The 20,125-nt window shown below is 59.6% G+C and carries 17 protein-coding genes and 3 tRNA genes; 6 read left to right on the forward strand and 14 right to left on the reverse strand.

Annotated features, from left to right (window positions below; genetic code table 11):
• Positions 1 to 66: 66 nt before the first annotated feature.
• The 8 genes from H3V08_RS04735 to H3V08_RS04770 form a co-directional block, all read right to left on the reverse strand.
• Complete coding sequence (locus H3V08_RS04735) at positions 67 to 591, reverse strand: DUF3180 domain-containing protein (RefSeq protein ID WP_198181771.1); 525 nt, start codon at positions 589 to 591, stop codon at positions 67 to 69.
• Positions 588 to 1,730: a dihydroneopterin aldolase gene (locus H3V08_RS04740; RefSeq protein ID WP_198181772.1), complete on the reverse strand. Its 1,143-nt coding sequence runs from the start codon at positions 1,728 to 1,730 to the stop codon at positions 588 to 590. Before H3V08_RS04740 ends, H3V08_RS04735 begins: the two co-directional genes overlap by 4 nt.
• Positions 1,731 to 1,819: 89 nt before the next feature.
• On the reverse strand, positions 1,820 to 3,988 hold the full coding sequence (ftsH, locus tag H3V08_RS04745) for an ATP-dependent zinc metalloprotease FtsH (RefSeq protein WP_198181773.1): 2,169 nt from the start codon (positions 3,986 to 3,988) through the stop codon (positions 1,820 to 1,822).
• A complete protein-coding gene (gene hpt / locus H3V08_RS04750; RefSeq protein ID WP_198181774.1) occupies positions 3,985 to 4,572 on the reverse strand; it encodes a hypoxanthine phosphoribosyltransferase in 588 nt (195 codons plus the stop codon). The genes ftsH and hpt overlap by 4 nt, the downstream gene beginning before the upstream one ends.
• Entirely contained in the window at positions 4,559 to 5,668 is a 1,110-nt protein-coding gene (gene tilS, locus H3V08_RS04755; RefSeq protein ID WP_198181775.1) for a tRNA lysidine(34) synthetase TilS, read from the reverse strand. The genes hpt and tilS overlap by 14 nt, the downstream gene beginning before the upstream one ends.
• Positions 5,669 to 5,699: 31 nt before the next feature.
• Entirely contained in the window at positions 5,700 to 7,157 is a 1,458-nt protein-coding gene (locus tag H3V08_RS04760) for a D-alanyl-D-alanine carboxypeptidase/D-alanyl-D-alanine-endopeptidase (RefSeq protein ID WP_198181776.1), read from the reverse strand.
• Between the two features lie 108 nt (positions 7,158 to 7,265).
• The gene (locus tag H3V08_RS04765) at positions 7,266 to 8,492 is read right to left on the reverse strand and encodes a glycosyltransferase family 2 protein (RefSeq protein WP_198181777.1); all 1,227 of its coding nucleotides are present in this window, start codon (positions 8,490 to 8,492) and stop codon (positions 7,266 to 7,268) included.
• On the reverse strand, positions 8,492 to 9,961 hold the full coding sequence (locus H3V08_RS04770; protein ID WP_198181778.1) for an AI-2E family transporter: 1,470 nt from the start codon (positions 9,959 to 9,961) through the stop codon (positions 8,492 to 8,494). Before H3V08_RS04770 ends, H3V08_RS04765 begins: the two co-directional genes overlap by 1 nt.
• Before the next feature lie 117 nt (positions 9,962 to 10,078).
• On the opposite strand from H3V08_RS04770, the gene H3V08_RS04775 reads away from it, so the two are divergent.
• Both H3V08_RS04775 and H3V08_RS04780 read left to right on the forward strand, forming a co-directional pair.
• The gene (locus H3V08_RS04775) at positions 10,079 to 10,969 is read left to right on the forward strand and encodes a glycosyltransferase (RefSeq protein ID WP_033490550.1); all 891 of its coding nucleotides are present in this window, start codon (positions 10,079 to 10,081) and stop codon (positions 10,967 to 10,969) included.
• A 98-nt stretch (positions 10,970 to 11,067) separates the two neighbouring features.
• Positions 11,068 to 11,142, forward strand: a tRNA-Glu gene (locus H3V08_RS04780).
• 192 nt (positions 11,143 to 11,334) lie between these two features.
• On the opposite strand, the gene H3V08_RS04785 is transcribed toward H3V08_RS04780, so the two are convergent.
• Both H3V08_RS04785 and trmB read right to left on the reverse strand, forming a co-directional pair.
• Positions 11,335 to 13,308, reverse strand: a complete 1,974-nt coding sequence (locus tag H3V08_RS04785) for an elongation factor G (RefSeq protein WP_198181779.1) — start codon at positions 13,306 to 13,308, stop codon at positions 11,335 to 11,337.
• 151 nt (positions 13,309 to 13,459) lie between these two features.
• Positions 13,460 to 14,275, reverse strand: a complete 816-nt coding sequence (trmB, locus tag H3V08_RS04790; protein WP_232340139.1) for a tRNA (guanosine(46)-N7)-methyltransferase TrmB — start codon at positions 14,273 to 14,275, stop codon at positions 13,460 to 13,462.
• A 147-nt stretch (positions 14,276 to 14,422) separates the two neighbouring features.
• Between trmB and galE the strand changes: the two genes are divergently transcribed.
• The 3 genes from galE (at position 14,423) to H3V08_RS04805 (ending at position 15,716) form a co-directional block, all read left to right on the forward strand.
• Entirely contained in the window at positions 14,423 to 15,433 is a 1,011-nt protein-coding gene (gene galE / locus H3V08_RS04795) for a UDP-glucose 4-epimerase GalE (RefSeq protein WP_033490978.1), read from the forward strand.
• Positions 15,434 to 15,519: 86 nt separating this feature from the next.
• Positions 15,520 to 15,593 (forward strand) — tRNA-Asp (locus H3V08_RS04800).
• 47 nt (positions 15,594 to 15,640) lie between these two features.
• Positions 15,641 to 15,716, forward strand: a tRNA-Phe gene (locus H3V08_RS04805).
• A gap of 193 nt (positions 15,717 to 15,909) precedes the next feature.
• On the opposite strand, the gene H3V08_RS04810 is transcribed toward H3V08_RS04805, so the two are convergent.
• From H3V08_RS04810 to H3V08_RS04820, 3 genes are all read right to left on the reverse strand, one after another.
• On the reverse strand, positions 15,910 to 16,449 hold the full coding sequence (locus H3V08_RS04810; RefSeq protein WP_198182130.1) for a low molecular weight protein-tyrosine-phosphatase: 540 nt from the start codon (positions 16,447 to 16,449) through the stop codon (positions 15,910 to 15,912).
• A complete protein-coding gene (locus H3V08_RS04815) occupies positions 16,449 to 17,120 on the reverse strand; it encodes a dihydrofolate reductase (RefSeq protein ID WP_033497692.1) in 672 nt (223 codons plus the stop codon). The genes H3V08_RS04810 and H3V08_RS04815 overlap by 1 nt, the downstream gene beginning before the upstream one ends.
• 88 nt (positions 17,121 to 17,208) lie before the next feature.
• Positions 17,209 to 18,081: a thymidylate synthase gene (locus H3V08_RS04820; RefSeq protein ID WP_198181781.1), complete on the reverse strand. Its 873-nt coding sequence runs from the start codon at positions 18,079 to 18,081 to the stop codon at positions 17,209 to 17,211.
• Positions 18,082 to 18,361: 280 nt separating this feature from the next.
• Between H3V08_RS04820 and H3V08_RS04825 the strand changes: the two genes are divergently transcribed.
• A complete protein-coding gene (locus tag H3V08_RS04825) occupies positions 18,362 to 18,775 on the forward strand; it encodes an OsmC family protein (protein WP_033490556.1) in 414 nt (137 codons plus the stop codon).
• A 175-nt stretch (positions 18,776 to 18,950) separates the two neighbouring features.
• On the opposite strand, the gene H3V08_RS04830 is transcribed toward H3V08_RS04825, so the two are convergent.
• Positions 18,951 to 20,006, reverse strand: coding sequence for a universal stress protein (locus H3V08_RS04830; protein WP_033490558.1), 1,056 nt, complete (start codon positions 20,004 to 20,006; stop codon positions 18,951 to 18,953).
• Positions 20,007 to 20,125: the final 119 nt, after the last annotated feature.

The raw sequence follows: 20,125 nt of genomic DNA on the forward strand, positions 1-20,125 counted from the left end.
CCGGCCTCGCATATGACTCTGTCTAGTCTTTGCGAGGCCGGAGTCGCATGTAGCCTGCGGTCTAGCTCAGCGGTCCAGACTCTCCTTCTGAGCCGCATCCGGCAAGCGACGTTTCCCCGAGTTACGTTTCTCAGGGTTCTCGGGCCCCTCATCCGGAGGTAGCTGGCAGAGCCACTCCCCCACAGCCCCGATGACTACATCAATCAAACACACTGCCGAAGCAGCCAGGCATTCCCGCATGACCGCAGCATAGTAGGGCGCACTGGAATGCCCCATGCTGACCAGGGCCTGGCTGCCGTACCACCCAAGAAGGGCAGCGCAGGCAATTCCCAGAGATTTGCTCATGACCAGCGTGTTGACGGCAAAACGGGAATCCATCTCTTTTCGCTCGCCCTTGGCGTACCTGTGCACCTGGATGGCCATAAGCAGAATCATGACACCGAGGATGAAGAGCAGGAGGGAGACCAACCAGGGCGCCCCCATCAGGTCGGTTCGGGATGACATGCTGATTTCGGATATGGTCAGGCCTCCTGCCATTCCCAGAATCAGCGCAACCAGGTAGTAGGCCAACGGCGTACGACGTGTTCTCATGACAAACCATCCAATATCCAGTCCTCGGACAGGAGATGCAGGCATCCCACATCCGGTGCCCTCCGCGAGAGTTCGGCCACGGATCCGCCGTCCGGACCAACCAGAACAGCATCGGCGTCCAGGGCGGCCCAAGGCACCAGGATCGAAGCCCTGGTGGATGCCCCGGCCAGGGGCAACCTCAGCCCGTCCTCATTGACCTCCATGCCTTCATAATCAACGACATTCAGGGCGAGGGGGCCGGAATCCTCCGATCCGGAGTCTCCGCCCCGGCAAGTGGACTCAACCATGGTCAGGGTCCGGTAGAGGTCTCGAGGCCCCAATGGTGTCTGCACCAAGACCACGGCGCAAAGGCTGGTGCCACGCCCGGCACCCGGATGGACGGAAGCGTACAGAGGCGATATCCCGACTACCTGACTGCCCGGGACCCCGTCCAGGGATGCCAGGGCCACATACATGGCCTGCTTGGAATTCTCATCGTCGCACTCCATGGCAACAACCGCCTGATGTATCTGGACGGGGCCTTCAGCCTCGGATGTATCCGTCTGCGGCTCGGATGTCCACCTGCCATCTGCGCCATCCACATCCGGACCTGAGCCGATTCGCGTATGGTCTTCATCCGCATAGTGCCGGTTCCGCGCCTCGTCATGATGTCTGGCGAGCGCCGCGCCCAAGGCCGGATGAGAAGCGGAACGTGCCTGCATCCGGTGGGCCTCCCCGTATCCCGGCTCCACCGGGACAGCCTCATGCTCCTCGGCTGAAACCAGGGAGGCCATGGTAGCCTGGTCATCCCCTTCAGCCGCCCTTTCGATGGTCACGGTCACCTGAAAGTCCGCCTCGGTCTGATCATCGGCACCTAGACGCGTTACCGATACCCTGGTCCGCCTGACCTGATGCGAGAGAAGGATGGCATCAGCCACTCTCGTGGTCAGGGCCTCAAGAAGATCCGTGGAGTCATGCTCGATCAGGGAGATAATCCTATTGACCACCTGGACATAATCCACGGTTGCGGTCGCATCATCAAACCTGCCGGCCTCGCTCAAATCAAGGAAAAGCGTGGCATCGACCTGGTAGGTGTAATCGTGTCCATCAGGAGGACTCAGGGGCTTGGCCCTGATCCTGCTCAGTTGAATCGAATCCATGCGTCAGCCCCTCTCAGCGGCACAGCAATCCCCATACCCCATCACGACCAGGGCGACAGGCCACACAGCGCTTGTGGCGTGAAAACCCACTACCCCTGTGCGGGGGTGGTATTCGATGCCGGACCGGACGGGGAGGTCGTGCCGGTCACACTCTGCTCAAGCTCTTTGGGTATTTCCACCGGTGGCAGTTCGGAATCGGGCCGATTCACATCGGAGAGCCAAAGCTCCCGCTCAGGCGCTTTTCTCAGATTGGCGAAGATTGCAGCCAGCTCATCCTTGTTCAGGGTTTCCTTGACCAGGAGCTGACGGACCAGCTCATCCAGCACATCCCTGTTCCTGCTGATGATCTGCCAGGCCTCAGTGTGGGCGGTCTCGACCAGGTCGAGGACCTCCCTGTCTATGGCTTCGGCAGTCTGCTCCGAGTAGGCCCGGGGCTTCAGGGCGTCAAGACCGGAATCCTGATCGCTTCCATCAGCCCACTTGATGGCACCCAGTTTGGAGGAGAACCCGTACTCGACCACCATCTGGCGGGCGATGCTGGTGGCCTTCTCAATGTCGTTGGAGGCTCCGGTGGTCGGGTCGTGGAAGACAACCTCCTCGGCCACACGGCCACCCATGGCGTAGGCCATCTGGTCCAGGAGTTCGTTGCGAGACTGGGAGTAACGGTCCTGGGTGGGCATGACGGCCGTGTAGCCCAAAGCACGGCCACGAGGAAGGATGGTGACCTTGGTGACCGGATCGGTGTGGTGAAGGGCGGCGGCAACCATGGCGTGACCACCTTCGTGGTAGGCGGTATTGCGCATTTCCTCCAGGGCCATCCCCTTGGTACGACGTCGGGGACCGCTGAGCACACGGTCGATGGCCTCGTCGATGGCCCGGTTGTCGATCAGCTGCGCATCCGAGCGGGCCGTCAGGAGCGCGGCCTCATTTAGGACATTCGCCAAGTCCGCACCGGTGAATCCGGGGGTGCGGACCGCCACGGTGTGCAGGTCGACATCCGGCACAAACGGCTTCCCCTTGGCATGAACCCTGAGAATGGCCTCACGCCCCTCCAGGTCAGGTGCCTCAACGGCCACCTGGCGGTCGAAACGACCGGGACGCAGCAAGGCCGAGTCCAGAATATCGGGTCGGTTGGTGGCGGCGATGATGATCAGATTCGTATCGTTGTCGAAACCATCCATCTCGACCAGAAGCTGGTTCAGGGTCTGCTCACGCTCATCATGACCACCGCTCATGCCGGAGCCGCGCTTGCCACCCACGGCATCGATTTCGTCAATGAAGATGATGGCCGGTGCGTTCTTCTTGGCCTCGTCGAAGAGATCACGGACCCTCGATGCACCCAGACCGACGAACATCTCGACGAAGTCAGAACCTGCCATGGAGTAGAAGGGAACGCTGGCCTCACCGGCTATGGCCCGGGCCAGAAGGGTCTTACCGGTTCCAGGAGGGCCGTAGAGCAGGACACCGCGAGGTATACGGGCACCGAGAGCCTTGTACTTCGAGGGGTCCTTGAGGAAGTCCTTGATCTCCTCGACCTCCTGTACAGCGGCCTCCTCACCGGCCACATCGGCGAATTTCGTCTTCGGAGTCTGCCCGTCATTGAGCCGGGCCGAGTTCTTCTTGCCCCCCATGCCGAACATGTTGCCCCCGGCGGCCGAGGACATCCGGGAAAGCAGGAACCAGAACACACCCAGGATGATCAACATGGGCAGAACCGAGGAAATCAACAGGCTCATCATGCTGGTCTGGGGAACAACCGAGTTGTAGCCCTCGCTCAGGTTGGCCTTTTCAACGGCCTTGACCACCTGGGGACCCTGGTCGAACACGTAGTAGAACTGAACGTCCTTGCCGAAGTTCTTGTTGGTCTTCTTCCCCTGGAAGCCCTCGACGTCCTTGGTGAAATCGTCGTTGAGCTTGAGCTCGACCACCTGCATCTTCTCGGTTATCTCAGCGGATTTGACGGCCCCGCTCCGGTGATTACCGGCCAGTAGCTCCAGACCATCCTTGGTATCGATGGTCTGAGGGCTGTTCTGGCTGCTGAAGAAGCCGAAGATGCCCATCATGATCAGTACAGCCAGTACCGCCCAGAGCCAGGGAGAACGCCAGAAGGACCGGTTCGAGTCCGGCCCTTTCCCGTCTCCCCCGTTTTGGTTGAAGTTGAAGAAGGGGTTGTTGCCCTTGTCTGGGCCATTTCCCCCATTTCGGTTGCCGCCGTTGTTCCTGGGCGGACCCTGCTGTGGTCCCTGCGAGTAGCTCATGCGCTTTCCCCCTCGTTCTGTTCCTGCGTCAGATACTCGTCCGATTTGAGCACGGCGATCGAGTCAAGATTACGGTACTGCTCGTCATAATCAAGACCGAAGCCGACTACGAACTCATCGGGAATGGTGTATCCGGGATACTTGACGTCCACTTCAACCTCATGCCTGACGGTCTTGTCGAGTAGGGCGAAGACCTCTACGGATGCGGCCCCACGGGATTTCAGCTCGTTCACCAACCAATGCAGGGTGTATCCGGAATCGATGATGTCCTCGACGATCAGAATGTGCCGGCCGCGTACATCGCACCCCAGATCCATCCGCACCGTAATGTCACCGTTCGAAACCGTGGTCTTCTGACCGGGATAGCTGGAGATGCTCATGAACTCGATCTGGACCGGGATGGTGACGGCCTGGGAGATGGCGGCCAGGGTATTGAAAGCCCCCTTGAGCACGGCCACCATCATCAGGTCCTTGTCCTGATAATCCTTGCTGATACGGACGGCCGTCTTCTGAATCAGGTCCTCTATCTGTTGCTTGGATACCAACTCATGATCAATGTGGGATTCAATATCAGCGATTCGCATGGACTCCATCATTGCATATGAGAATGACTTGACACTTACGAAAAGCTGAATACGAACTGGGAAAAACGGGCCCCTGCTGGCCGTGCCAATCCGAAGCCAGGGCATCCAACGACGCAACCTGTTGGGAGCTTGCCGGGACTCCCAGATTGGACAGAAGGTGGGCCAGGAACCGTAAGCGAAGGGCCGAATCCCGGGTGGAGAGGCTACGGGCATCCAGACGAGCCAGAATCCCCTGATCGGCGTCATCGGGTTCGGGGGGCATGACCACCTGGTCGGCCAGAGCATCCGCCTGCCGGTCCAGATATGCGGCATCCCGCCTGGCATGGTCCGCCCCCTGGGCCAGACGACGGACCATGTCACGGCCGGCAAACCGGCTCAGTCCAGGCAGGAGGTCATGCCGCACCCGCGAGCGCAGGGGAAGGTCCGCAGGAAGGGGCTGGTCGTCAGGGAACCCGTCGCCGTTGGTGGGATCATCCCACCAGGAGAGCCCCTGTTGCCGGCATATCTCCGTCGTCTCCTGCCGGGTAAGTCCCAGGAAGGGACGCAGATAGTCGAGCCCGTCCCGTTTCATCCGATGGTTCATACCGGTGATGGCATCCAGACCCTGGGACCTGATAAGCCCGATGAGCACGGTCTCGGCCTGGTCATCCATGGTGTGGGCCAGAAGGACGGCCGAGGCGTTGACGCGTCCGGCTTCTTCCCTTATGGCCTCATACCTGGCCTCACGGGCATCGGCCTCCAGACCGGCACTGGTGCGGCGCACCTGGACGGACCTGACCAGGACAGGGTCCAGGCCCAGCTTCCGGCAGTTCGCTGCGGCTTCGAGGCTGACCCGATCGGACCCCTCGGAGAGCCCATGATCAATCAGGATCGCCCCGCATCGCAGACCCAACATGGCCGAGACCGTAGCAGCAACCGATGCCAGAGCCATGGAGTCCCGCCCGCCGGAGCAGGCAACAAGTACGAGCGGCGCATCGGGGTCGGGCAGATGGCTGCCGTGTCGGGTGAACCGATCGCCCTGCCTGCCCAGCCCGGCGTCCTCAAGACTGGAGCGGAGGGCTCCCACGGCCTTCTTCATCTGAGCGGAATACACCACGATGCACCATCCCTCCTCGGCGTACGCACGGTTACAAACGGTCCAGGGAGGTGACCAACCGATCCACGGCCTGCCGGACGGCAGCCATATCCTCCGGGTTGTTGACGATGACGGCGAAGACCAGACTCCCGCCGGATCTTCGGGAAACGTTGCCCGTCATGGATGTGACCTGATCCAGGGTGCCGGTCTTGACCCTGACCAGACCATCTGCAAGATCATTCACTTTCCTCTCCGCTGCGGTTCCGGTCAGCCCAACGACCGATAGTCCTTTGGCTACGGGGGTGATTCCCTTGGATTCAAGGGCAAGCTCCTGTATCTGAACCAGGGTGTTCACACTCAGCTCGGACCCGGGGGCCAGCCCGGAGCAATCGGCCATGACCAATCCACCTGTATTCACTCCAAGGTGGTCAAGTGCCTCTGTAACGGCTTTTACGGCTCCATTGGGACTGTTCTCTTTGCCCAGTTTGGCTGCGGTCAGTCGGCCGAAGAGCTCTGCCAGCGTGTTGTCTGATGTTCTGAGCATCAGAGCCATGATTTCACTGAGACGAGCTGACTGAACACTGGCGATGACCGACCCCTGCCCGGATTCGGCCTGATTGGGTTGATCCGGATTATCGACCTCTATACCGCTGCCTGCCAGGGCCCTGGCAAAGACCTTGGTGGCCTCGGCCGCCGGATCGACGACCCTGGGCAGATATACACCGCCTGCATCCGGATTGGTGCCTTGTTGGATGCCGGTCCAGTCACGGGCCTGGTCGATGGCCATGGAGGTGGGATGCTGGAAGTAAACACCATCGGGATTGTTCTCCTGGATTCCTTCGGGTTCCCCATCCTCACCGAAGAGACTGTCGTCATAGGCCACCCACACCCGGCTGACACCGGCTTTACGCAGGGCTCCAGCCGTCTTCGCGGCCAGACTGGACAGACCTGCACGGCCGTTGACATGCGCGGGATCATTGTTGCCTGTCCCCAGCAGCATATCGCCATGCCCTTTGAGCACCAGCACAGCGTGGTCACCCGAGACCTCTCTGAGCTGCACATCGGTGGTCAAACAGGATGACATATCCAGCTCGGAGGCGGCTGCGGCTGCCGTCAGGGTCTTCATGGTCGAAGCGGGCTGCCGCACCACCTGGGCAGACTCTTCAACGACCGGCCTCCCATCCGCCTGGTGGACGACCAGGGAGTAGTCATGCCCCAACCCCGGAGTAGTAGTGAACTCCTCTACCAGCTGCCGGGCCACAGCCTGGTCAACAGGACCACCGGCACCGTCATCCCCCAGGTCATCTGCAGGTGTACGGACGGATCTGGCCGGCGATATGGTTCTGGTTCTGGATGTTTCCAGGGTCAAGGGACCTGGCAGGAGGTCCATGACGTCCGCAACTGCATACCCACCGATCAGGATCACCGACATCAGGATGGACAAGGCCACTCTCCACCGCCGCGCCACCAGCGACCTTCGGGTCTGCACCACTTGGTGTCTACCATCCAATTGAACACTCCTGCGAGGAAGACCCCCACCCCGGGGGAACTGGTATGAACATCAGACAGCCTAGTCCACCCCGACCCCGGCCCTCACGCCCGGGTCTCCGTGGAGAGCCTATTTCCCGCTGTGCTCGATGGGTTTCCACCCAGGGTTGGCGAAGATGGCCTGGAAGGAGATGGGCAGGTAGCTCAACATGAAGATTGGGAAACTCAGGCAGTATGCGAAGAGCTCCTTGTTGGAGGCACCGATCTTGTCACGCTCAGCCAGGACGGTGATGGCAGCCAGACCCATCAATGCCAGAATGCCCAGGAGCGCAGAAGCCACCCAATCCACCAGTTCCGTTATCTGACTCGCCCAGGTCACAAAGCCGAGGGCGGGGAACAGGACGCCGAAGACGCAACGGATGACGGCAAGAACGGTCAAGGGGCAGATGAGTATGGTCAGATCGACTGCCGAAAAGTCACGCTCCCTGAAAGCACGACTTATCAAGGCAGGCCCGTAGTAGCGGAAGACCTGGAGGAAGCCCTTGCTCCACCGCAACCGCTGTCGCCAGCTCTGCTTGAAGGTCACAGGTTGCTCGTCATAGAGGATTGCGGTACCGCAATACCCGATTCTGTCGCCGTGGAGAACGGAGTCCATGGTGAACTCCAGATCCTCGGTCAGAAGGTGGAATTTCCAACCATTGTTGCGCTCCATGACCTCCCTGGAGAACATGAATCCGGTACCGCCCACGTGGCAGCTGGACCCGAAGACCATCCTGGAGGAATTGAGGAAGCGTGATTCCCTGATGAACCACAGGGCCGATCCCGAGGAAACCCAGTTGTCGGAGAAGTTGACGGAGTTGCGATAACTGGTCAGGATACGGAACCCGGACTGGAAGGCCTTGTTCATCTCTTCGATGTAGTGACGGTCAAGCCGGTTGTCGGCATCGAAGACGAAGAAGGCGTCATACTGCTCTGAGTACCCCTGGCTGATGATGTTGTCGAGAAGATAGGAGAGGGCGTACCCCTTGCCTATCCGTTCGGAGTCTTGCCGCTCGACCACGTGACAGCCCTTGGACCGGGCCAGCCCGGCCGTATCATCGGTGCAGTTGTCGGCCACCAGCCAGATGTCGACCATACTGCTGGGATAGGTTTGAGACTGGATGGAGTCGATCAGCGTCCCGACCACACCCTCCTCGTTACGGGCCGAAATCAGGACCGCGAAACGTTTGTCATAAGGGGCCTTGGGGAAGACCACAGGTTTGGACACGAATGAGGTTACGATGCAGATGGCCTGATAGACCACGCCGACCGACCCCAGAATCATCATGAGGATGTCAAGCACCTTCAAAAAGGCCATCAGCGCCACTCCTTACGAGGATTAGCCTCTTGGGAGGATTGCGCAGGACTTCCGGATTCAGGGTTTCCCTGCCCTGCTTCACCACCCTCGGCCCCCTTGAGCGGACTCTTGCCCTTGGCCTTGGCCTTGTCGGACTTGGGAATGGCAACGGTCCGTGACTCGTCAAGGTCCTCCGCCGTCGGCGGCCGATAAAGCTGTTCCGCAATCCTGGAAACAGGGTCCTGAACGCTCACCCGGGCACTGCTCCCCTTGGCCGACCGGGCACCTACGTGATTGGTGACCGGTTGGACCACGTGCTCGTTGAAGGCCTCGACGCTCTCGACCACCTTGGACTTTCCTACCGGCTTGGGATCCTGCATCAGCGGGGAATCAATCAGCTCATAGTGCTTGATGGAAGCATTGAAGATCGCCTGGAAGCTGGCGGCAAGGGGCAGGGCCAGGAAGGCTCCGAGAGCCCCGAAGACTGCACCGAATGCCAAGACGGAGAGGAAGGCAACGGCCGGATTCAGGTCCATGGTCCGCTCGGATATCTTCGGCGCCAGGAGAAGGTTCTCGATCTGCTGGTAGATGATGATGTAGACGAGGACGGCCACGGCAATCAGGAGCCCCTTGCTCCCCCAGGCCACGACAATCGGTATGGCACCGCCGATATAGGTGCCGATGGTGGGAACGAACTGGGAAACAAGACCGCAGAACAGGGCCAGCGGCAACCAGTAGGGCACATTGAGGGCGACCAGGAAGACCGACATGCAGGCTGCCGAGATCAGGGCCAGGATGGTCCTGCTGAAGAGGAAGCTGGAAATCTGGTCCTGGGCGATGGTCCACACGAAGAGGAAACGCCGCTGGCTGTTGGGACCCAGCCACTGGCAGAGGCTCCTGCGCAGTTTCGGACCGGCTGCGGAAATGTAGTAGGTGACCAGAAGGACGGTCATCATGTTGATGATGACCCCGAAGAAGCCCACGGTCGTGTTCACGGCCTGACCGGCGAAATCAGTCACCCAGGAGGATTGGATGTTCTTGGCTATCTCACCCCCCAGATCCTGCATGGGAGGCATGCGCCACTGGGTGTACTTCCCGATGAAATCCACTATCTGGTCATAGAAGGCCGGAGCCCCATTGACCATGCCAATCAGCTGCTTGACAAAAAGGTTGCCGAACAAACCCATCAGGACGATGACAACGATAATCAACCCGATCAGGGTGACAGCCGACGCCGCACCCCGCTTCCAACCGTGTCGAACCAGGTTGACCACCAGGGGTTCCATGGCCAGGGCGACGAAGACCGAGATAATCACGTCCAGCACCAGGAATTCAAGCTTCCACCAGGATGAATAGGCGAACCAGGCCAGGAACACCGCGATGACCACATAGAAGAGGGCCCGACCGAACCACTCCGGTGGCCTGCGGGGGTCACCCTTGGGCGGGAAGACAGTCGCAAAATCGAACAGCTGCTTTTTATCGTTCGCCATGGTCTCCATTATCCCAATCATGCTGACATGATTCGACCCCGGGGAAAGAGCCCTCGGTAATCCGTCCGGCCTGCCGATTTTCTGCCGGTGTATCCCGTGACACGTATCCTGTAAACCATGTTGACCGTTTCCATAGTCATTCCTGCCTGGAACGAGGAGGATCGCATAGGTGATTGCCTCGTCAATGCCACCAGGCAAAGTCAGGCCCCGCTCGAGGTTCTGGTCGTGGACAACAAGTCCACCGACCGCACAGCGGCCATCGTCCAGGACTTCATCGACCGCAATCCCGACCAGCACGTGGAACTTCTCCATCAGGACAAGGACCAGGGATTGATTCCCAGCCGGAACTACGGGCTGGACAGGGCCAAGGGTGACATTCTCGGCCGAATCGATGCTGACTGCATGCTGAGACCGAACTGGGTCGAGGTGGTCAGCCGTACTTTCACCGAGGACCCGGATGCCATGGGGGCCACCGGCCCTGTCGCATACTACGACATGCCCGGAAAGAACATCGGCCTTAAGGGCGATGACACCATACGTAAGGCCATCTATCGTGCCGACGATGGCCAGTACCTGCTGTACGGCTCCAACATGGCACTTCGCGCCACGGCATGGAAGGCCATCCGCAACGAGGTCTGCAGAGACAAGGCCGACATTCTGCACGAGGATGTCGATGTCTCCCTCCACCTGATCGACCAGGGGTTCAAAACCGTCTACTGCAAGGACATGAACGCAGGCATATCGGCCCGCAGGATGGATACCTCATTCACCTCCTTCCGTCACTACATGCAGCGGTTCAAGAACACCTTCGACGCCCACCCCCAGCACACTCGCGAGCAGAAGCCGGAACACACGCTTTACGCCCTCTATCCGATTCTGCGGGCCTTCTACCCCGTTTACCAGAAGTACCTGGAATCAGCTGACATCAACCCGGCGGAACGGGTATGGATCAGCGAGCAGATGGAGCTCTTCCACCGCCATGAGCAGGAGATGGATCAGGAAGACTGATCAAACCTTCTTCCATGCCCCCCTATACAGCCTCTCTCCCCCGACACGGCACACCAGGCTTGCCTGGTCCGGGGGAGCCAGGTATTATAGGCACGTTCGCCCCCGTCGTCTAACGGTTAGGACACCAGACTTTCAATCTGACAACGAGAGTTCGACTCTCTCCGGGGGTACCAGAGAAAAGGCCGGAAAATGGCGGAATTCAACCGCTAATCAGAAGTTGGCAGACTGCACCCAAATAACGCGAATCAAGCTGTTTCAGGCTATTCCGAGCCAACCTAGTACACACTTGACCCACTAGTGGTCACGGCATAACCCCTGCCTGGAGAACACCCGATCCGCACTTTCCAAAACGGGGACTCCGGGATTCAGATATACGCACCGCCGGGAAGATGCATGAAATCCTCCACTCTGTTCCATTTGACCGTATACCCGGCCCCGTGGGCGCAGAAGACCGAGTCAGGGGTGCTCTCCAGATCGGATTCAGGGTCATAACCGATGGAATCCACCACTGCTCCCTGGTCCTGGCAGGGGCGATATCCGTTAAAGACGCATGTCAGATGTCCGCAGCCATGGCTGTAGGTGCTGACCTCCATGGCATAATCGCGCATCTGCGATACCGGCGCGTCCCCCTCCAGTTCGACAGCATCGCCGTCCGTCTGCGGCTCCGCAAAGTTCCCCTTCATCCGGTAGATATCCGACATGGCCCTGCCCAGATTCGCCTGGGGGATGGTGAGCCTGAAATGATACCAAGGCTCCAGCAGGATGTTGCGCGCCTTCATCAGCCCCTGTCGGACGGCCCGGTAGGTGGCCTGGCGGAAATCCCCTCCCTCTGTGTGTTTGATGTGCCCGCGGCCGTCCAAGAGGATGATGCGCATATCGGTAATGGGTGCTCCCGTCAGAACCCCCAGGTGCTCCTTTTCAGCCAGGTGGGTCATGATGAGCCGTTGCCAGTTCCCGTCTAGACGGTCGAGGCTGCAGTCCGACGCGAAACTGAGACCACTCCCCGGCTCTGTGGGTTCCAGGAGCAGGTGGACTTCGGCATAGTGTCGGAGGGGCTCGAAATGCCCGACCCCTTCAATCGGAGCCGCAATCGTCTCCCTGTATAGGATCCCGCCCTGACTGAAGGAGACCTGTATACCGAACCGTCGATCCAGCTCCTCCTGTATCACTTCCAACTGAACCTGGCCCATGAGGCGCAGGTGAATCTCCCGGAGCCGTTCCTGCCAGACCACGTGCAGGAGGGGATCTTCATCTTCCAAGATGCGCAAGGCCTTCAACACCGGGTGCGGGTCCAACCCCTCAGTCACCACCGCATAGGTGAGCACCGGCTCCAGAACCGGTGTCTGGTCTCTCCTCTCACACCCGAGACCCTGCCCAGGTCGGGTCAGGTCCAGACCGGTTGCCGCCACGATACCGCCTGCCCGGGCACAGTCCGTCAAGGTATAGGTGGACCCGGAATAGACTCGGAGCTGATCAACCGTCTCGTCGGTCTCCGTGCAGTCGGCCTTCCCGGAATTCCCGGTGGGTCTGCCCACCTCCGTAGCCAGAGAAGATTTGACCGGCAGGTCACCACCAGTCACCTTGAGCCAGGTCAATCTGGCGCCCTTGTCGTCATGCGATATCTTGAAGACCCTGGCACCGAACTCCGTACCGTACACGGGCGATAGGGTGTACCGATCCAGTCCTTCAAGAAGGGCATCCACCCCATCCAGTCGCAGGGCGGATCCGAAGAAGCAGGGGAAGAGACGGCGATCAGCCACCAATCTTGCCAGACTCTCATCCGTAATACCGCCGGACTTCAGATACTCATCCATGGCGGACTCGTCGAGCAGGGCCACATCCTCTGCATTGTCGCGATCAAGTCCTCGACTCAAATCAAAGCAGCCCGGGGACCAACGACGCCTGCACGCATCGAGAATACGGGTGGCATCGGCACCGGCTGCGTCAAGTTTGTTGACGAAGATGAAGGTGGGTACCCCGTATCGGGCCAGAAGTCGCCAAAGCGTATCGGCATAACCTTCCAGCCCGGAGGTGGCATCGATAACGAGCAGGGCATAGTCCAACACCGACAGGGTCCGCTCCATCTCGGCGGCGAAATCCACATGACCGGGTGTGTCGACAAGGGTCATATCCACATCTCGATAGGTCAGCTGGGCCGGCTTGGAGAAGATGGTGATACCACGCCGCCGCTCCAGATCCGAGGTATCCAGATAGGCATCGCCATGATCGACCCTGCCCAGACGGCGAATCCGCCCTCCCTGGTACAGCATGGCCTCTGAGAGTGTGGTCTTGCCGGCATCGACATGGGCCAGCATCCCCACCACTATCCTCTTGACCATCGCGGGCCTCCCTCACTCCCCCAGACCGAACCGACCAGGCATATACCCCGCCCTCCCGGGGACCTCCTCGACAAACTTCACGGCCAAAAGATGACACCAGCCGCCTTCCGCATGCCCCGGAAGATTCAAACGAGATATCCTTCCGACCTGATCACCGTTCGGAAGAGACCTGATAGGTCAGGTCATGGATGACCCGACCTGCTTCGATGCCTTTCCGCTCGAAGTTGGTCACGATTCTGCCGTCGAACCGATCAGATTCCATAAAAGTGGCATGAGGAAGGGTCCCGGCCTGGTCTGCCGTTCCCTTGCCGACATGCTGGGTGGGCAGACTTACCTGCAGATTGCCCAGGTTTCTGAATCGCGGATTCACGTCCATCACCTCGTGCACATGCAGCGCATAATCCTCGATGTCGGTCGCTATTCTCCAGACCCCTCCAGGTTCCAGGCAATCCGCCAGGTCATCGGCCAGAGCCGGTTGGACCAGACGACGCTTGTGATGCTTCATCTTGGGCCAGGGGTCGGGGAAGAAGGTCCAGACTTCGGCGATCAGTCCTGATTCCATTCGGGTCAGGAGGTCCGGGGCGTTGACCTGGGCAAGACGCAGATTATCCAGTTCGGATTTCCCCGCCATCAGCATGGTATGGGCCAACCCTGGCTGATAGACCTCCAGGGCCAGGTAATTCCAATCGGGATGCTCCCGGGCTGAAGCAACAACATTCTCCCCCTGACCGGATCCGATTTCCACAATCAGCCGGGCCTTCCTGCCCCAGATCGATTCGACCGTTTCGGAATCAAAGCGGAAACCCTCGCCTACCGCCAGCGAACCCTCAGCCTGGCCCAGGTCAAGAAGATATCGGGAGGAATACTCGGCCCAGGCCCTCGCCAGTCGGTCGTTGAGTTTCTCGGACCGCCTCACATAAGAGACGATGGACCGCCGACCCGCATTGCTCTGTGTTTCTGTGCTCATCACATCTCCTATATATCCTAGAACGTGCATGAATATGGGCACGGCAAGAATATGTGCCCGTGATATACTCAATATGTAACAAAAAATAACAAAATATAGCAAAACCGAACAGCCTACGGGCCGGTTATCGACAGGAAAGGCATGCGCATGTCAGTTATGGTTACAGGTGGATGTGGGTACATTGGTGCCCATGTGGTCCACGCCCTGCAGGAAGCCGGCACGGAGGTCGTCGTGGTCGACGACCTGAGCTACGGCAAACCCACCCGCATCGGCAATGCCCGTCTTTACGGAGCAGACGTAGCCGCACCCGGAGCCGATGAACGCCTGATCGAAATCATCAGAGAGAACGGGGTCGACTCGGTCATCCACTTCGCCGCCCGCAAACAGGTCGGAGAATCGATGGAAAAGCCCATCTGGTACTACCGACAGAATTTGAACGGCATGATCAACGTCCTGGCGGCCATGGCCAAGACGGACGCCAAGAAGCTGGTCTTCTCCAGCTCGGCCGCCACCTACGGCGAGCCCCCTGTCGACGTGGTGCCCGAGGATGTTCAGCCCATGCTCCCGATCAACCCTTACGGGCAGACCAAACTCGTTGGCGAGTGGATGGCCCGGTCCTGCGAAAAACCTCATGGCATCCGTTTCTGCGCCCTGCGCTATTTCAACGTAGCCGGCTGCGGACCCGTGGAACTCGAAGATCCCGCCATCCTCAACCTCATTCCCATGCTCTTCGATAGACTCAAGCAGGGCAAGGCGCCAGCCATCTTCGGCGATGACTACCCCACCCCCGATGGCACCTGCGTACGCGACTACATCCACGTTTCCGACCTGGCCGATGCCCACATCGCGGCCCTGGGATACCTGAACCAGGATGAACGCAAGTACGACGCCTTCAATGTCGGAACCGGAGAGGGCACCTCGGTCCGCCAAATCGTCGACGAAGTCAAGAAGGTCACCGGTCTCCCCTTCACCGAGGCCGTCAAACCGCGCCGCGCAGGCGACCCGCCACACCTCATCGGCGACCCCTCCCGCATCAATACGGAAATGGGCTGGCATGCCAAGTACAACGTGCACGACATCGTCGAGTCCGCATGGGAGGCATGGCAGGCCAATCCCGACCATCACATCGACGTGGCCACCTGGAACCAGACCGACTGATACGGCGATTCCATCAACGACGCGCCGGGGGCTTGCAATCCCTCGGCCGTCATGTAGACTTTTCTCTTGGCTGTTCACGCAGCCACGGCTCCGTAGCTCAGTTGGTTAGAGCGCCGCCCTGTCACGGCGGAGGTCACCGGTTCAAGTCCGGCCGGAGTCGCTCTGAATGGTCTGGCCCGGTTCGTCCGGGTCTTTTCGACTGTTCATGGCTCTGTAGCTCAGTTGGTAGAGCGAGCGACTGAAAATCGCTAGGTCAACGGTTCGATCCCGCTCGGAGCCACCAGCACAAATCCCTCTCCCCTTGCGGTAAGAGGGATTTTTCATATCTGTCGATGCGACTACCTCTTGGGCAAGACGGTCCAATAGACAAAAATGGCCGAGGCAGATTCGCCCCGACCACCACCGCAATCAGCAACCCCAGGCGATCTTGCTGGGACAGCAATGGGCGCAACTACAGCAGTGCAGCCCTTCCTTGCTCAGAGCCGCTCAACCACCCAGTCGACAATATAGGGGGCCGTGTGCTCAATCTGGTCGATGGCCACCTCAAATTCATGGGCGCCGCCGTACCAGGGGTCAACCAGATCAATCCGGCTCTCCTGCCCGGGTGCCGGCTTGGGCAGATCCGGATCGAAACTCCTGTACAGATGGACGGCCTGACGCTTTTCCGCCGGAAGAAGACGAAGCAGGGATCTCATATGCTCAGCGGTCATGGGCAGAAGCAGATCCGACTCGTCAGCCTCCTCCCGGCTGATGCGATGGGCGAAGTGATCGGCAGGCACCTCGTACCCCCGATCACGCAGGACCTTCTGGGCACGGCGGTCTATGGGGTTGCCGAACTCCTCGTCGCTGACCCCACTGGATTGGACCACGACCCTATCGCTCTCAAACCCCCGATCAGCAAAGAACTTCCGGAGGATGATTTCCGCCATGGGCGAGCGGCAGATGTTGCCGGTGCAGACCGTCATGACCGTATATGGCCCCGACTCGCGAGTGCCTTCCTTCTTACCTGTGCCCATCATCGCACCTTCTCATATGTCGTGAAACGATACCGTCCAATCCTGGAGCGCTGTTCGGAATCGGCCGGGACCTGCCATTCCCCCTGCTCGGCCACCCGCCAGAACCGCTCCTGGACCAAATCATCCATGTCGGGCATGAAGGTATCGGCGGGGACCTCAAGGTCCAGGTCTGTCACAAAGGCACGGTCGGCCAGGGAGAAGAAGTGCTCGAAGAGTTTGGCCCCACCGATGATCCAGATCTCCCCCCGGTCCATCCCATCCGCAGGTATGGTCTCCTGCCGGGCCAGATCCAGGGCATCCTCTGCGGCCGAAACCACCGTGGCACCCGGTGCCCGGTACCGGGGATCGGTCGTGACGACGATGTTGTCCCGGTTGGGCAACGGCTTGGACCCCATGGACTCCCAGGTCCTACGCCCCATGACCACGGGGTGGGATATGGTCAGCTCCTTGAAGTGCCGCATATCCTCACTGAGATGCCAGGGCATCCCATTCTGATTTCCTATGGCACCAGGCCGTCCATCCATGGACCTCGCCTGTGCCCAGATCAGATTGACGGACGAAGGACGTTCGATGTCACCTTCCAGATCCTGCCAATCCTCACCACCTAAAAGCCCGGCCTGCCCGGGCTCGGGTTCGTGATAGCCGCTACGGCTACTACTGTCATGCTCCATCTGTTGCGTTCACTCCTCGTGAAGAGTTGGATATACGAGTCCATGATAATCGCCTGCACTGACGGCGCAAGCTTATCCGGGCACACTCTCAGACGGCCACCGGGGCCTTGATGGCCGGATGGCTCTGGTAGTCGACCAGTTCGAAGTCCTCATATTGGTATTCGAAAATCGAAGGAGCCTTCCGGATCCGCATCCCGGGATAGGGGTAGGGCGCACGGGAGAGTTGCTCCAGGACCTGATCGATATGGTTGTCGTAAACGTGGCAGTCCCCACCAGTCCATACAAACTCCCCGGGTTCAAGGCCGGCCTGCTGGGCCATCATCATGGTGAGAAGCGAGTACGAGGCAATGTTGAACGGAACACCCAGGAACATGTCACAGGAGCGCTGGTACAGCTGACAGCTCAGGCGACCGTCTGCTACATAGAACTGAAAGAGGGCATGGCAGGGCGGCAGGGCCATCTGATCGATTTCGGCGGGATTCCAAGCGCTGACAATCATCCGACGGGAGTCGGGATGGGTCTTGATAAGGTCGATGACCTTCTGAATCTGGTCGATGGTCCGGTTGGGGTCATCCGGGGTCGGCGCGGGCCAGCTGCGCCACTGCACCCCGTATACAGGGCCCAGATCGCCAGTCTCCGGGTCCGCCCATTCGTCCCAGATGTGCACGTTGTGCTCCTGAAGCCAGCGCACGTTCTGCGACCCCTTGAGGAACCAAAGCAATTCGTAGGCAATGCCGCGGAAGTAGACCTTCTTGGTCGTCAGCAGGGGGAAGGAGGAGAGGTCGAACCTCATTTGCTGACCGAAGAGGGAGATCGTACCCGTCCCGGTCCTGTCCGATTTGAGGTTGCCCTCCATGAGTATCCTGCGGACCAGATCCTCATAGGGCATGGGGATATCCGTCTGTGGGCGTTCCGGAATCCTGGAACGAATTTCCTGCAACTGTTCTTGGGACAAAACCATGGTAGCCAGTCTACCAAGCCGTATCCTCCCCAGGAGCTGAATCTCTGTACTGGAGCGGGAGGACTCCTCCTGCAGTCCCAACCGCGGACGCCGGTCATTGCCCCTCCCCCAGATCGACGCCTCATCCTCTGCCTGCTGCCTTCCTGCACCACCTCTACGCCGGTGACAAAGAATAACGCCCAATGTGGTCGGCTAGGGTTAGATTGAAGAAAACGGGACCGACGGCAGGTGCCGACGGCGACCGGTGCCCCTTTATGGGATACCTGACCAAGGAGGAAACATGGGAAAGAGACTGTGGGTGGAACGCAACAAGGACGGTTCCTGGGACGCTTATTCGGATGAGGGCGCCCACATCAAGTTCGGCAAGGGTAAGGGGCAGTTCAACCCCGGCGACCTGATGAAAATCGCGTTGGCCGGCTGTGGGGCCCTGTCCAGCCAGTTCGCCATTGAGAACTCACTTGGCGAGGGTAAGGGCGCCAGGATAGTCGTCGACGGGACCTATGACCCTGATGACGACGCCTACCTGAACTTCACAGAGCAGGTGGACGTGGATGCCACCGATGCCCATCTGAGCCAGGAGGATGCCGACAAGCTCGAGGAGCGGATCCGTCGTCACATCGCCAAGGCCTGCACGGTCGAGCACACCTATGAGCATGAGACCCCGGTCAGGCTGTCCGTCAAGGTTCGTCACTGACACCGGACGAGGTCTGCGCAGGTCAACTCGCATACAAGGAAGACCCTCTGGGCTAGAGTTCCTCCCAGAGGATCTTCCTTGTATCTGAATCCTGCCCGGCAATCATAAAGTCGGCCAACGTACCACCATCTAGGCTCAATTCCTTACGCGAATGTCAGGAGCCAGGTTTTCGCCCTTACTTCCGCCGTTCCGGGTCAATCGTGGACTCGATATCGGCCAGCTGCTCAGGTTTCGCCGTATCGACGGAGACCTGTTCCACTCCGGTTATCTGATCGATGTCCTTCGTTTCGACAATCAGACCACCCTCTGCGGCGGCCTTGAGCCCGGACTCCTCGGCCTCCACGTACTTACGAGGGACCACATAGACCGGGCTCACGGCATGCTGCAGCAGGCCCTGGCTCGTTGACCCGAGCAGGAGACCGGTGAAGCCTCCGCGACCTCGGGATCCGACAACCACCACATCATGGGTCTTGCTGGCCTGGGTAAGGGCCTCGACAGCCGAACCAGGCACCACACTCTTGGTCACGTGAAGATTGGGGTAGGTCTTCAGCAGAGGGGCGATACGGGTGTTCAAATCGTCCATGTACGATTCCATGACGCTTTGCTCCTCCGCCGATCCGGTACCCGTCAGGCCCGAGATGTTGGGAACGGCCGACATGACGTTCAGCTCGGCCCCCCAGCTGTCGGCAAACCCGGCGGCAATCTGCAGGGCCTTCAGTCCCCACTTCGACTCGTCCGATCCGACTGCCACGCTCCTGATTTGATTGTTCAGGTGCATCAGGTTCCCATCATCGTCGGTATAGGGCACGACCACAATCGGGCAGTAGGCGTAGGCAGGCAGACTTGAACTGGTGGTACCCAGCAGACGCTCGGCCAGTCCACCCTTGCCCCTGTTTCCTATGACTATCAGCTTGTAGTTACGGCTGAGCTCGACAAAGACCGAGGAGGGGTCGCCGGTGACAATCAGTGTCGCCGCGCTGACACCCTGGTCATCAGCGATGGCCTTGGCCTTGGAGAGGATCTCCTGAGCATCATTGTGGGCGGCCACATCATCGCCCATGGTGGTATAGGTGGCATCGAATGAAACCGCTGCATAGCTTGGCAGGGAGTATGCGCATACGATTTGCAAAGTCAGACCTGCATGCTTGGCGAAATTGGCAGCCCACCAGGCAGCCTTGTAACTCGCATCCGAACCGTCGACACCTACCAGAACAGCCTTATCGTTGCTCATGAGACGACCTCCTTGTGCTCAAGGCGATACTGCAACCCGGTATCGCTCTACTGTCAGAATAGCTCACTCGCGTTCGACAAATAAGTCGGCGGACGGGGAACACGCCCAAGGACAAAACG

The organism is Bifidobacterium sp. M0307, from assembly GCF_016100445.1.
GTDB classification, from domain to species: domain Bacteria; phylum Actinomycetota; class Actinomycetes; order Actinomycetales; family Bifidobacteriaceae; genus Bombiscardovia; species Bombiscardovia coryneformis.

What these genes read in the sequence shown, in the direction of transcription:
- H3V08_RS04740 (WP_198181772.1), bottom strand. Translation starts at nt 1,730, where the DNA reads ATGGATTCGATTCAACTGAGCAGGATCAGGGCCAAGCCCCTGAGTCCT.
- H3V08_RS04825 (WP_033490556.1), top strand. Translation starts at nt 18,362, where the DNA reads ATGGGAAAGAGACTGTGGGTGGAACGCAACAAGGACGGTTCCTGGGAC.
- H3V08_RS04770 (WP_198181778.1), bottom strand. Translation starts at nt 9,961, where the DNA reads ATGGCGAACGATAAAAAGCAGCTGTTCGATTTTGCGACTGTCTTCCCG.
- H3V08_RS04775 (WP_033490550.1), top strand. Translation starts at nt 10,079, where the DNA reads ATGTTGACCGTTTCCATAGTCATTCCTGCCTGGAACGAGGAGGATCGC.
- H3V08_RS04810 (WP_198182130.1), bottom strand. Translation starts at nt 16,449, where the DNA reads ATGGGCACAGGTAAGAAGGAAGGCACTCGCGAGTCGGGGCCATATACG.
- H3V08_RS04830 (WP_033490558.1), bottom strand. Translation starts at nt 20,006, where the DNA reads ATGAGCAACGATAAGGCTGTTCTGGTAGGTGTCGACGGTTCGGATGCG.
- ftsH (WP_198181773.1), bottom strand. Translation starts at nt 3,988, where the DNA reads ATGAGCTACTCGCAGGGACCACAGCAGGGTCCGCCCAGGAACAACGGC.
- trmB (WP_232340139.1), bottom strand. Translation starts at nt 14,275, where the DNA reads ATGAGCACAGAAACACAGAGCAATGCGGGTCGGCGGTCCATCGTCTCT.
- H3V08_RS04815 (WP_033497692.1), bottom strand. Translation starts at nt 17,120, where the DNA reads ATGGAGCATGACAGTAGTAGCCGTAGCGGCTATCACGAACCCGAGCCC.
- galE (WP_033490978.1), top strand. Translation starts at nt 14,423, where the DNA reads ATGTCAGTTATGGTTACAGGTGGATGTGGGTACATTGGTGCCCATGTG.
- H3V08_RS04765 (WP_198181777.1), bottom strand. Translation starts at nt 8,492, where the DNA reads ATGGCCTTTTTGAAGGTGCTTGACATCCTCATGATGATTCTGGGGTCG.
- hpt (WP_198181774.1), bottom strand. Translation starts at nt 4,572, where the DNA reads ATGCGAATCGCTGATATTGAATCCCACATTGATCATGAGTTGGTATCC.
- H3V08_RS04785 (WP_198181779.1), bottom strand. Translation starts at nt 13,308, where the DNA reads ATGGTCAAGAGGATAGTGGTGGGGATGCTGGCCCATGTCGATGCCGGC.
- H3V08_RS04735 (WP_198181771.1), bottom strand. Translation starts at nt 591, where the DNA reads ATGAGAACACGTCGTACGCCGTTGGCCTACTACCTGGTTGCGCTGATT.
- H3V08_RS04820 (WP_198181781.1), bottom strand. Translation starts at nt 18,081, where the DNA reads ATGGTTTTGTCCCAAGAACAGTTGCAGGAAATTCGTTCCAGGATTCCG.